Source organism: Pantoea sp. RCC30.1, assembly GCF_058148845.1.
The window spans coordinates 1-12,703 of record NZ_JBXUHX010000030.1; the positions used below are offsets into that span (position 1 = coordinate 1).

The 12,703-nt window shown below is 50.2% G+C and carries 13 protein-coding genes; 11 read left to right on the plus strand and 2 right to left on the minus strand.

Features of this window, described 5'->3' with window-relative positions:
- Positions 1–895, plus strand: an 895-nt coding sequence (locus AC2LB6_RS20130) for an FAD-dependent oxidoreductase (protein WP_490094862.1), incomplete at its 5' end; no start/stop codon positions are given.
- Between the two features lie 119 nt (positions 896–1,014).
- On the plus strand, positions 1,015–2,034 hold the full coding sequence (locus AC2LB6_RS20135) for an alcohol dehydrogenase catalytic domain-containing protein (RefSeq protein ID WP_490094863.1): 1,020 nt from the start codon (positions 1,015–1,017) through the stop codon (positions 2,032–2,034).
- Between the two features lie 1,088 nt (positions 2,035–3,122).
- Here the strand turns inward: AC2LB6_RS20135 and AC2LB6_RS20140 are convergent.
- A complete protein-coding gene (locus AC2LB6_RS20140; protein ID WP_490094864.1) occupies positions 3,123–3,470 on the minus strand; it encodes a hypothetical protein in 348 nt (115 codons plus the stop codon).
- Between the two features lie 623 nt (positions 3,471–4,093).
- Between AC2LB6_RS20140 and cybB the strand changes: the two genes are divergently transcribed.
- The 5 genes from cybB (at position 4,094) to fetB (ending at position 7,710) form a co-directional block, all read left to right on the plus strand.
- Positions 4,094–4,618: a cytochrome b561 gene (gene cybB, locus AC2LB6_RS20145; protein ID WP_490094865.1), complete on the plus strand. Its 525-nt coding sequence runs from the start codon at positions 4,094–4,096 to the stop codon at positions 4,616–4,618.
- A 148-nt stretch (positions 4,619–4,766) separates the two neighbouring features.
- On the plus strand, positions 4,767–5,426 hold the full coding sequence (locus tag AC2LB6_RS20150; RefSeq protein WP_490094866.1) for a DUF1345 domain-containing protein: 660 nt from the start codon (positions 4,767–4,769) through the stop codon (positions 5,424–5,426).
- 203 nt (positions 5,427–5,629) lie between these two features.
- Positions 5,630–6,103 carry a hypothetical protein gene (locus AC2LB6_RS20155; protein WP_490094899.1) on the plus strand — a complete coding sequence of 158 codons (474 nt, stop codon included), beginning with the start codon at positions 5,630–5,632 and terminating at the stop codon, positions 6,101–6,103.
- 193 nt (positions 6,104–6,296) lie between these two features.
- Entirely contained in the window at positions 6,297–6,965 is a 669-nt protein-coding gene (gene fetA, locus AC2LB6_RS20160; RefSeq protein ID WP_490094867.1) for an iron efflux ABC transporter ATP-binding subunit FetA, read from the plus strand.
- A complete protein-coding gene (fetB, locus tag AC2LB6_RS20165) occupies positions 6,952–7,710 on the plus strand; it encodes an iron efflux ABC transporter permease subunit FetB (protein ID WP_490094868.1) in 759 nt (252 codons plus the stop codon). Before fetA ends, fetB begins: the two co-directional genes overlap by 14 nt.
- Positions 7,711–7,933: 223 nt before the next feature.
- Here the strand turns inward: fetB and AC2LB6_RS20170 are convergent, their stop codons facing one another.
- Complete coding sequence (locus AC2LB6_RS20170; protein ID WP_490094869.1) at positions 7,934–8,140, minus strand: hypothetical protein; 207 nt, start codon at positions 8,138–8,140, stop codon at positions 7,934–7,936.
- A gap of 404 nt (positions 8,141–8,544) precedes the next feature.
- Between AC2LB6_RS20170 and AC2LB6_RS20175 the strand changes: the two genes are divergently transcribed.
- From AC2LB6_RS20175 to AC2LB6_RS20190, 4 genes are all read left to right on the plus strand, one after another.
- Entirely contained in the window at positions 8,545–8,760 is a 216-nt protein-coding gene (locus AC2LB6_RS20175; protein ID WP_490094870.1) for a YdgH/BhsA/McbA-like domain containing protein, read from the plus strand.
- Between the two features lie 257 nt (positions 8,761–9,017).
- Complete coding sequence (locus tag AC2LB6_RS20180; protein WP_490094871.1) at positions 9,018–10,754, plus strand: ABC transporter permease; 1,737 nt, start codon at positions 9,018–9,020, stop codon at positions 10,752–10,754.
- Positions 10,755–10,765: 11 nt separating this feature from the next.
- A complete protein-coding gene (locus AC2LB6_RS20185; protein WP_490094900.1) occupies positions 10,766–12,103 on the plus strand; it encodes an ABC transporter ATP-binding protein in 1,338 nt (445 codons plus the stop codon).
- Between the two features lie 196 nt (positions 12,104–12,299).
- Positions 12,300–12,611, plus strand: coding sequence for an antibiotic biosynthesis monooxygenase (locus AC2LB6_RS20190; RefSeq protein WP_490094872.1), 312 nt, complete (start codon positions 12,300–12,302; stop codon positions 12,609–12,611).
- Positions 12,612–12,703 lie beyond the last annotated feature (92 nt).

A 12,703-nucleotide genomic window follows, 5' to 3' on the forward strand; every position in this document is an offset into this window, starting at 1 on the left:
AATTGATTCCGATAGTTTCTTTGAACTGAGCGCACTGCCCTGCAGGGCAGCCATCATCGGCGCGGGCTACATTGCCGTTGAGCTCGCGGGCGTGCTGCATTCTCTCGGTACGGAAACACATCTTTTTGTTCGCGGTGATAAGCCTTTGCGCCATTTTGATCCCCTGCTCGGGGATACCCTGGCTGCCATGATGAATGAATCAGGGCCTCGCCTCCACCGGCATACCGTTACCACGTCACTTTCAGAAGAACCGGATGGCTCTGTCGCGGTGGTCACGGCTTCGGGAGAAAAAATTGTTGTGGATGTCGTGATTTGGGCAACCGGTCGCAAACCCAACACATCCGGCTTAAACATTGAAGCAGCAGGGGTGGCGCTCAGTGACGAAGGTTACGTCACTGTAGATAAATATCAGAATACCTCCGCGAAAGGCATCTATGCCGTTGGCGATATTACCGGTCAGCTTGAACTTACGCCGGTTGCCGTTGCAGCTGGTCGGCGCCTGGCTGAGCGCCTGTTCAACAATAGGCCGGATGAGCATCTTGATTACCAGCATGTCCCCACGGTGGTATTCAGTCATCCACCTGTGGGCACTGTCGGACTCACCGAGCCACAGGCCCGTGAAAAATTCGGCGATCAGAACATTAAAATTTACAGTGCGTCATTTACCGCCATGTTCACGGCTGTAACGTCCCACCGGCAGGCGACAAAGATGAAGCTGGTATGCGCCGGGCCCGATGAGAAGGTTGTAGGTATTCACGGCATTGGAGAAGGTATGGACGAAATCCTTCAAGGCTTTGCGGTGGCACTCAAAATGGGCGCTACTAAGCGGGATCTGGACAATACCGTGGCAATTCATCCTACAGCAGCTGAAGAATTCGTCACGATGAAAGGCTGAGTGGATAAATAGCAGCCGGTGCTGGCTCTGCCCAATCCGTGATCGAATTTCCGCCTCTCGAAGCATCACTGCACCAACGCGGCTAAATACTTCTTTGTGTCAGACAGTGGGGTAAAAAAATGAATACATTCAAGGCAATGCAGATTACCGAACCTGGCAGGATGGAGATGGTAAAGCGTCCTGTGCCGGAGCCCGGTCACGGCGAGGTTCTGCTGAAAGTGGAGGCCTGTGGTATCTGCGGCGCGGATGCAAGTGCAATTGAAGGTTTTGAAAAAAACACAACGTATCCTCGCATTCCCGGCCATGAAGTGGTGGGGCGCATTCTCTCTCTGGGACCGGGCGTGCCCTCATACCTTTCTGAAGGGCAGCGGGTCGGTGTCGGGCGCCTGGGAGGATACTGCGGCGAGTGCGAACAGTGCCGGCAGGGTAAGTTTGTTCTGTGTACTGACCAGCCCGTCACCGGCAGCTCCTGTGATGGTTGCTATGCGGAAATGATGCTGGCACGTGCCACGGGTCTGGTTATCATTCCCGACGAGCTGCAAGCAGCAGAGGCGGCTCCGCTGCTTTGTGCAGGGATTGCCACTTTCAACGCGCTGACCAGGTCAGGAGCTCGGCCCGGCGATACGATTGTTATTCAGGGTATCGGTGGTCTGGGTCATCTGGCCATACAGTATGCACAAAAAATGGGCTACCGGGTCATTGCTGTTGGACGCGGAAGTGACATCCGGCAGGATGCCCTGAACTTAGGGGCACATCAGTATATTGATACGTTACAGTCAGACGCCGTGGCAGAAATCAAAAAAACGGGTGGCGCACAGGTTATCCTGACCACCATCACTAACAGTGAAGCGGCTTCCGGACTAGTGAAAGCACTCGTGCCACAGGGTAAATTTTTGGTCGTGGGCGCAGGCAGTTCCCCACTTTTAATCATGCCCAGCGCTATGGTCGGAAACGAGTTAAAGCTGGAGGGCTCTCTTACCGGTACGCCTTACGAAACGGAACGTGCCCTTAAATTCAGTCTGTTGACTAGCGTACGCGCACAAATTGAAACCGCGCCGCTGGCTGAGGCTGAAAAAGCTTACCAGCGCATGCGATCCGGTGATGTGAAGTTTCGTATGGTGCTCACAATGGATCTTTAACTTTTGCAAAAGATCTTTTACCGACATACGAATCTTTGCTGGTGGTGGCACCCTGATGGGTGTGCCAGCTCTATAAGCGCTTATGCAGGGCGGCGAGCACTGAAATAATGGACAGGCATCGTCTGAATAACGCGACAGGCCGCTGAGCAGCTAAAAGAAGCGAAGTGCGTGAAGATATCAGACAGCCTGCTGGCCTCAGGCTTTTCAGAAATACAGCCTCCCGGGACTCGTCCGCAGGCTCAATTAAGGTATCTCAGGTAAATACTATGAACTGCACGTTTAAAGGCGATTCCTTCCTGCATGGCGTCAATGTTGCTTCCCCTTTGCTTATGGCTATTGCGCCTTACGCGATCATTCTGGGGGCGCAGGCTTCCCGGTCGGGCCGGATAAGATTAACCCGCGTTGTCAGGCCCATTTTTATTAAGGTTTCAAGTCAATCAGATACCGGGCATCAGCCCGGCTTATGGACGCCACAAGACACCTGATTTGAAACACGTAGTTTTATTCTTCACAGGCCAGGAAACGCTTAAAGAGCGCCAGTAGCGTAATGAGCAGGAAGAGTTATTACCGGGTCAGGTCTCCCACGTTCGGGAATCGATTGCAAACAGCCGGGGAATATAAATGAAAGTTGAAAAGTGCGCCGTTCATTAACTCAAAGTTCCGCCTTCAGCCGATGCTTTCCGCCGGTCAGTTAAGGATTCTCTGGCTGCCATCGGCGAAGACCTGTTGCTCTAATAAAGCAAAAAACGTAAAGCTGAAAGGCACCTGCGAGGGTAATCACGCTCGACCGATTTCACGGCGAGTCCCGGTAAAAAGGACAAGGATGACTAAGACCCCAATGAAATTCATTTTAAAATCTATTGATATATTCATTATAATTTCATTCGACAGGCTCAGCGCTCCCTGAGGGCATACCTCTCTGGTGCTAATGATGAAGAACAAAGGCGATATTTTTTTGTTCAGAACACAACAAAGTTCTAAAAAAAGAGGCGATAGCACAGTACATAATGATTTAGCGAATGCCGGTTTTGCGCTTCTGCATTAATCATCGGATAGTTAAAACCCGCACTACACGCGCTTTTCATGCCTTACAAACCCACCAGCGTAATCTGTTTCTTGATGGTCAGCGCTTTATAGAGTGCTTTAGCCAGACTGGCAGGTTCTATCTCAGGATGAGGCCCCTCTGAATCCGTCCAGAATGATTTAATGCGCAGGATGGTGTTGATACTGGTAACGCGTTCCATCTCCAGCACGGCCAGTACAGGGTGGCGCATTTCGCCGAGTTCTTCTGTCGTATCGGCCTCAATGATCGCGGCGCGGGATGCCTGACTGTCAAAGATTACATGGCAGCGTGCGCCTTTCAGGTTGAGAATGTCGATGACTTCATAAAGGCACTCAACAGCCTCTGCACTGTAGGTTGGGGGCACATTAAACATAGCAAATCCCTCTGGCAAAAAACGTATTGATTAGCAGCATAGGCGAACTGTAATCAGAGGAGAAGTTACTGTTTTTGAATGAGAAATATAGAGTTCTAAGGTTACGATAACGCGCGTTATTTTAACTCCAGTTTACGCTGGTACTGTTAATAAGCGAGGCGTGAACAGACCCTGGCGATGGGGCGCGGATTTGACTTAAAAAAAATGCCTCCCAGGGCAGGCTAATCGTTCCAGTGAGGAATGTATTTATAGATGCACGCAGCGCGTTAGCTACATGCTTTTGTCCTTTAACAGAATGACTATCAGATTAAGTTTAAGATTTATCGCTGTCTTAAATAACCAGCCATTTACTCTGTTGGTCAGGTTTAAACTACACAGCTAAAATCGAATCAGGTGCTGACATCTGGTCGTTTACCTCTACCAACTATGGCGATTATCGTGGTGCCTTTTAGCCTGTCTCGCCAGGAGATCCGGGATTAATATCTGGCACCTTCCGATAAATCCTTAGCCGATTGCGGTTTCAAAAGCAGCCGAAACTCTCATCAGCAATGAATAAACTCCTAACAAATATCTAATTATTTACTGGTATAGTGACACAAAAAAATAGTCACTGGAGTTTATCGATGTTGAAGAAATATAAAGGTTCGCAAATCCTTTTTCACTGGCTTACGGTTCTGCTGATTATCATGGCCTACGCTACGATTGAGCTGCGGTGGATGGCAGAAAAGGGAACCTGGCAGCGAAATGTGGTGATGATCACCCACTTCTCCGCAGGCTTCTGCGTGATGATTTTAATGCTGGCCCGTCTTTTCCTGCGCACCCGGACAAAAACCCCACCGATCACGCCTCCAGTGGCGCGCTGGCAGACGGGTATTTCGCATCTGGTGCACACACTGCTTTATGCGCTCTTTGTGGTCTTACCGATTCTTGGGCTGAGCTCGCGTTACCTGCGTGGCAAAGAGTGGGCGCTGTTCGGCATAAACATGCCTGTCGCGACGATTCCGGATCCTGCCACGGCAAGCATGCTGATTGACTGGCACGAAACCCTGGCACCGCTGGGATACTGGTTAATTGGTCTGCACGCGGTAGCGGCTTTATTCCATCACTATTTTATGAAAGACGACACGCTGCGCAGAATGATGCCGTAACCGCGCGTTTAACAACCCTGAGCGTGATGTTCTGGCTGCCAGAGGAAAGTAGGTTCTGGCTGCCAGTAACCAGATACTCACTCTTCTTCTGGCCGTGCCGTTTTTAGCTACAGTTGATATCACACAACCAAACCACAATGGTTTTACGATGCCGACATCATTAACCTCCACGCTTTATGCGCGATTGCGTCTGTTGCTTTCTATTACAGCCGGACTCATTTGCTATTTTTTGCTCTCAGCGCATCTTGGGCAGATGCAGCGTTTATTGCTCAGCTGGAACGTCTGGGCCTGGCTCTATCTCTGTATTCTCTGGTTTCGCATGCTGCGTACCGATGCGGCGGGGATCAAGCGGATTGCTCAGCAACAGGATCAGAGTGCCGCTCTGGTACTCGGCATTGTGATCGTCGCCTGTATGGTCAGCATTGTCGCCATTATGAGTGAACTTCCCACCCTCAAAGGGCTATCAGACACGCCACGATTGCTGCATTTGCTGCTGACAGCAATGACGTTGATTGCCTCATGGGCCATGCTGCCCAGCGCGTTTGCGATGCATTATGCCCATCAGCACTATCTTTACCGTAATAACGAGGTAAGTCCGCTGATCTTCCCGGATAAAACGAAGAATCCCGGCTACTGGGATTTCCTCTACTTCTCCTTCACCATCGCGGTTGCCTCGCAAACGGCGGATGTCGCCACCGGCACCACAGAGATGCGTAAACTGGCGCTGCTGCAGTCTGTCATCTCTTTCATTTTTAATCTGGCTATTCTTGGGTTATCAGTAAATGTTGGGGCAGGGTTGCTTAACTGAGTTGTTTTATAAATCGACAGACGAGCTTCATTTTAACGGCATGACCTCGCGCAACAATCTTGTCACCTTTCGTGATTATAACAATGTGTAATAAGGTGTTATCAACCTCTTCAACAGACACTTGTTGCCGTGTAAGTTCCTAAGTGTCTTACGCTTGTTGTCCCCATAATCCGATTAGGAGAAAGAGAGTGAAAACAACCGCAATGGTCACGACCAGCCTGTTAATGCTGATGAGCAGTGTTCATGCTGAAGGTCTGACGACATCGGCAGATGGTAAAAATCTCAACGTCAGTTTCGGCCAGCCCACCATCAAACAGGTGCTGCACTACCGAAAAATGTATGACAAAAAGCCGTTCCCGGATGCTGAGATTTATTATTACGACAACGGTACCTACAAGATCATTTCTCAGGGCGAAAACCACTACGGCGTTTACGTCATGCAGGGCAAGTTTGATGATGAAACCTTCACCGTACGTTTTATCTCTCTGCCTTCTGCTGACTGGGGCAATAAAACGGCCTTTCACCAGCTAACCTTTATCAAAAATGAAAAGCAGAACGTCTTTATTCAGAACGCCATTGTTGATACCGGCGAAGCCATCGCGCAGCAGAACGGCACCTATACTCAGGAAAAAAACACCGTCATCAATCCGGTTGCCACCCACTGGAAAAACAAATAATTGTCGGGTGGCAGCGGGTCTGCCGCCCTGGTTTAACCCTCCCGCTTTTCGCGCATGGCTGAGCTAATTCAATCATTTTTTGACTCAGAAGATGAATAGCCTCACTAATATGCCTTATCGTATGTCTCGCAGTGCCTGGTTCTGCCTGCTTAATAAAACCCCCATCACTCTTCAAAGGGCCTGAGGCGTATATATGGACAATGCTTTGCCCCTGCTGGATGTGCAGGATGTCGCTTTTTCAGTCGGGAACCGTCAGCTACTGCGACCGGTATCTCTGCAGTTACATCAGGGCGATTGCGTCTTACTGACTGGCCCATCCGGCAGCGGAAAAAGCACATTCCTGAAAATCCTTGCTTCACTCATTACACCGACTTCCGGGCAACTCTTTTTCAGGAACAGTAATATCACCACGTTGAAATCAGAGGCGTATCGCCAGCAGGTGTCGTACTGCTTTCAGACGCCGCAGCTGTTTGGTCAGACGGTTTATGACAATCTGGCGCTGCCCTGGCAGATTCGCCGTCAGAAACCTCAGCAGGATAAACTGGTGGCTGCGCTGGAAAGCGTAAACCTCTCTTCGGACATGCTGAATAAATCGGTAGACCAACTTTCAGGCGGGGAAAAGCAGCGTGTCGGACTGCTCCGCAACCTGCAGTTTATGCCTGAAGTCCTGTTACTGGATGAAGTCACCAGCGCCCTGGATGAAGAGAACCGGCTGGCCGTACTGTCATTGATTAACCGGATCTCAGCTGAAGAGAAGGTAGCCGTGGTGCGGATCAGCCATGATGTGAACGATATTCAGCAGGCAGAGCAGGTGCTTCGCCTTGAGCCACCGGAAAAGGAGCATGCGCGTGAATCAGCATAATATCAGTGACACTTCTCTGATGCTGTCGCTGACGCTGGTCGTTATCGCGCTGCTTATCAGCCAGAAAGAAAAGCTCGGTATGGGCAAAGATATTATCTGGAGTGTCTGTCGGGCGATTATTCAGCTGGTCTTCGTTGGCTTTGTGCTGAAGTCGATTTTCGACGTCAATAACAGCTGGCTGACGGTGTTGATGGTGCTGTTTATCTGCGTGAATGCCGCCATCAACGCACGCAAGCGCGGCCGGAATATAGATAACGCCTTTGCGATATCGTTTGTCGCTATCTTCAGTGGCACCGTCATCACGCTGACTATTCTGGTGCTGAGCGGTGCCATAGCGTTCGTGCCAATGCAGGTCATTCCCATCTCAGGCATGATCGCCGGTAATGCCATGGTCGCGGTGGGGCTCTGTTACAGCAATCTGAACCAGCGCTTCAGTGATAATCAGCAGAGAATTATGGAGATGCTCAGCCTGGGTGCTTCGGTGAAGCTGTCGTCGGCACGTATTATCGCCGACAGTATTCGTACCGCGATGATCCCGACCGTGGATGCCGCCAAAACCGTCGGGCTGGTCAGCCTGCCGGGCATGATGTCAGGACTGATCTTCGCAGGAATCGATCCGCTCAAAGCGATTAAGTATCAGATTATGGTCACGTTTATGCTGATTGGCACCGCTAGTCTGTCAACGATCATCACGGTCTACTTATCCTATCGGCGCTTTTATAATGCCAGGGCGCAGCTGAAATAGCGGACAGGACGCTGGGTGAGTGGTGCTGATTTGTTGATCTGAATGTTCGGGGTAATGCGATAGCCAGCGGCCACCATATGGCTGAAGAGGCCCCGGAAAAAGTTACAGCTGAACTCCGGCATTTTTTATCGCATGAGAGCTAACGTTCTCGTTTCATGCTGCTAAATCACTCAGTTCAAAACGACTGATAACAACATCACGTAAGAAAAAATTAATTTAGCAATTATATCAATGTTTCATCCGGGCTCTTATTTTTTATCAAAAAACGGCTGCCTATCTTCTCTATTATCGTATTTTTTCCTTTCCACTCATTGAAAAGCACAAAAAACTCATCAGCACTGATATCAAAATCGATTAGTACGCCTTTATAATTCCCGCTGGTTAACTTAAGACGTGCATCATTGAGGGTATAAGCCTTCACTGTTTTCATGATGAGCCTGCAATCAGTTATTACATGGGTGAATTAGATTCATACCATGAACTTTTTTTCTTAACACCCATAAGGATGTAAAAAAAATTGATGTTTCATTACAGTTAATGTACCGCTCATATTTTTTGCGAAATCCTAAGCTGCATTGTGTGTGTCCGTATTCATAGGCTGACAATTATTTCACGCGGGACAGGGATTATCATGATTACCCGTAATCGTTGCCCTTGCGCCCGGACGACATGCGATGTTGCTGATAATCCAAAGGATTTGCCATGACGCGCACAAAATATTCAAGGGGTTAACAGGCGCAGCACATTTCGTTTACAGGGTTGTGGTGAGCTTGATTATTATTTTCTCGTCACAGGTAAGACGTTTTCTAACCCAACATGTGAAGGATTATGACTATGAAAACTGTAAATAAATTTTCACTTGCTGCTGTCGCCGCTCTCTCTCTGATCTCTTTTGGCAGCGTAGCTCAGACTATTTCTGCTACCTCGTTAACCATGGATGGCGCACAGGCAAAAATTGCTGCTCAGGCCCATGCTCAGAATGAGCAGTATAAAATCCTGGAAGCGAGTACCAACAATCGCGTGCACATGACGGCTGAGCTTTACAAATAAAACCGCTTTGCCAGATGAAATTTTCGATAAAGCAAGGGCAACATTAACGCCGGTTACTTAAGGTGATCGGCGTTAATGAAATTTATTTTCCTGTCACTATTCCTGATATCCCCTCTTAAAAAGTCCGGTACTAACTTGCAGTAACAAAAAATTAATATTAAAAGCGTTTTGGTCAACGATGCGTTTAATGAGCCTGCCTGATAATCCCAGTCTTGCATTAATTTTTTCACTCCCGCGATGAGTAAAAGAGAGAGCCTATGAACTTCAGGTTTACGATGCTTGCTGCCAACCGGCGTTTAATGCCCAACGCCTGGGATGTTGTGGCATTCCCGCTGATCATCGGCCTGATAGCGATGGCGGCGGTTGGTTTTGATCAAACGTTGTTGCCGATTGAAAGTTTAAAAACCCACGTCATTTCGCTCAATCCCGAACATTTACCCGACTATGCTCTGAGAACCACGTTGCGTATGCTGGTGGCCATGCTGGCCTCACTGGTATTCAGCCTGATTTACGGCACGCTGGCCGCCAAAAGCCGTCGTGCTGAAAAAATCCTGGTACCCATTCTCGATATCCTGCAATCCGTTCCGGTGCTGGGTTATATCTCTTTTACCGTGACGTTCTTTATTGCGCTGTTTCCGGGGCAGGTGCTGGGCGTTGAGCTTGCAGCGATCTTCGCCCTGTTCACCAGCCAGGCCTGGAACATGACCTTTAGCTTCTATCAGTCGTTACGCACCGTACCTGAGGATTTGGTGGAGGTTTCCCGTAGTTTTCATCTGACTGCCTGGCAACGCTTCTGGAAGCTGGAAGTGCCTTTCGCCGTTCCGGGGCTGATCTGGAACATGATGATGTCGATGTCAGGTGGCTGGTTCTTCATCGTGGCCTCCGAAGCGATAACGGTGGGCAATAATGCCTATACGCTGCCCGGCGTGGGCGGCTATCTGGCTCAGGCTATTCTGCATAAAGATATTCACGCCGTAGGGTGGGTGTTGCTCACTATGGTGATTGTGATTCTGGCGTATGATCAATTGCTCTTCAGGCCACTGGTGGCGTGGGCTGACAGGTTCCGGATGGAAAATACCCGTTCCGATCGCGCGCCGACATCCTGGGTACGCGACCTGATCCGCCGGACCCGGCTGATTCAACAGGTAATCAAACCGCTCCGTCTGCTGTTTTCAACGGTTGCGCGTATCTCCTGGCGCTGGCCTGTCGGCAGGACGACTCCGCTGAAAAATAACATCAAAGCTGCCTCACGCCCGGCAGACCTTTTCTGGGGCGTCCTGGTCATTAGCGTCACCCTCTACGTCGGCTACCGGGTGCTCGCCTATATGCATGGCGGGATCACCCTGTACGACATCAGTCATGTCTTTATCGCGGGACTGATTACGCTATTACGCGTGACCCTGCTGATTATCATTTCATCACTGATATGGGTGCCCCTGGGCGTGATGATCGGTCTGCGGCCTGCGCTGGCAGCAAAAATCCAGCCCGTTGCCCAGTTCCTGGCGGCGTTCCCGGCAAATCTGATGTTCCCGGTCTTCGTGATCGTGATTGTCCATTTTGATCTTAATCCGGACATCTGGCTCTCACCGCTGATCATACTGGGTACGCAATGGTACATCCTGTTCAACGTTATCGCGGGCACCACGGCTTTTCCTAACGACTATAAAGAAGCCGCGGCTAACTTCCACATCCGTGGCTGGCAATGGTGGCGCCAGGTGATGCTGCCGGCCATTTTTCCTTACTACATAACAGGCGCCATCACAGCGTCGGGCGGGGCGTGGAACGCCAGTATCGTATCGGAATTCGTGCAGTGGGGAAGCACCCAGGTTAAAGCTCACGGCCTGGGCGCCTATATCGCGCAGATGACGGTCGCCGGGGATTTTCCAAAAATTATCCTGGGCATCGCCGTCATGTCGCTGTTTGTCACGCTGTTCAATCGTCTGCTGTGGCGGCCTTTGTACAGATTTGCTGAATCAAAATATCGCGTGAACTAAGGGGGTTTATGATGACAAACAGCCACGTATTACAGAACGCAGACGAGCCAAAAACAAAAACAGAAGGAAGCACTGCTGTCCTCTCTGTAAAAGGAATTAAACACGGCTACGCGACCAATCATGAAGAGATGCTCATCCTGGATGATGTCAATCTTACCCTGAAGGAAGGCGAGATCGTGGGTTTGCTCGGGCGGTCAGGCTCAGGTAAATCGACCTTACTGCGTATCATCTCGGGTCTGATCAGTCCGGGTGCAGGGGCAGTTGACTATCTCGGCAAGCCGCTTAACGGTCCGGCCAAAGGGGTGGCAATGGTATTCCAGACCTTTGCGCTGTTTCCCTGGCTGACCGTTTTGCAGAATGTGGAGGCCGGACTGGAGGCGTTGGGTGTTAACGCACCGGACCGCAGAAAACGCGCCCTGGCTGCCATAGATTTAATCGGTCTGGATGGGTATGAAAACGCGTACCCTCGGGAATTGTCCGGAGGCATGCGTCAGCGTGTGGGTTTTGCGCGCGCGCTGGTGGTTGACCCGTTGCTGTTGCTAATGGATGAGCCTTTTTCGGCCCTTGATGTACTGACGGCTGAAACGCTGCGTACTGACTTACTCGATTTGTGGAATGAGGGCCAGATGCCGATGAAGTCGGTGCTCATCGTCACGCATAACATTGAAGAAGCCGTATTGATGTGTGACAGGATTCTGGTGTTGTCCTCCAACCCTGGCCGCGTCATGGCCGAGATCACGGTGCCGTTTAAGCACCCTCGTAATCGATTGGATCCGGCCTTCCGCCGTCTGGTCGATGAGGTCTATACGCGGATGACGGCCAAATCGGTTAATGATCCTGTGAAAAAGAGCCTGACATTAGGCACCCGACTGCCTCAGGTATCGACCAACATCATAGCCGGTCTGATTGAAACGCTTGCGGCGGAACCGTATCACGGCAGGGCGGATATGCCGGAAGTGGCGCGTTCACTGCATCTCGAAGTGGATGAATTATTTCCGATTGCAGAGGTGCTTCAGGCCCTGGGATTTGCCGATGTCAGCGAAGGGGATATCATCCTGACACCACCTGCACGGATCTTTGCCGGATCAGATACACAACCGCGTAAAGTGATGTTCGCATCTCACCTGTTGCGTTATGTCCCCCTTGCGGCGCTGATAAAAAATGTCCTTGATGAACGTCCCGGACACCGTGCGCCACGTCTGCGCTTTGAGCAGGAGCTGGAAGATTTCCTGTCCGACAGTGCCGTTGAAGAGACATTGAACAGCGTGATTAACTGGGGACGATACGCTGAGATATTTTCCTACAATGACCAGACTGAGATCTTCAGTCTGGAGGATGTGGAGTTCTGAGAGCTTATCAGGCGTATTACGCCTGTCGTTATGGCGAAGCGGTGGCCGGAGATGTTGTCGATGAACTCCGGCCTTTTTTGTCACCAGAGACCAGCATCTGGCCAGTACGCAATTTATCAATATCCCCGATAATAAATCTCTGCTTATTCATTGCCATGTTATGGTTAAAACCCATCTACAACATGAGGATAGCAACATGATTGTCAGAACATGGCACGGATGCGTACCGGTCAGGCATTCAGAAGGCTTTGCAAACCATCTGCATAAAACGGGTGTTGAACATTCACAAGGAACGCCTGGGAATCTGGGAGCTTATGTCCGCAGAGAAACGCAGGGGGAATGGGAGCATTTTTTCCTGGCGACATACTGGGAGGATTTAGAAGCAATAAAAGCGTTTGCTGGAGAACAGTTTCAGATAGCCGTGACCTATCCGGATGACGAGCAATTTGACCTGCTATCAGACCCATACGTTTTTCATCACCACGTCCAGACTGTCACGCCATTATAGAGATGTGCCCGCCGCTGCATAAAGGCGGCCCTTAGCCTGCCAGCTGTTCTAAAAAATTCATAAAATTCAAGGCTTTTATCCTTGTGGCTAGA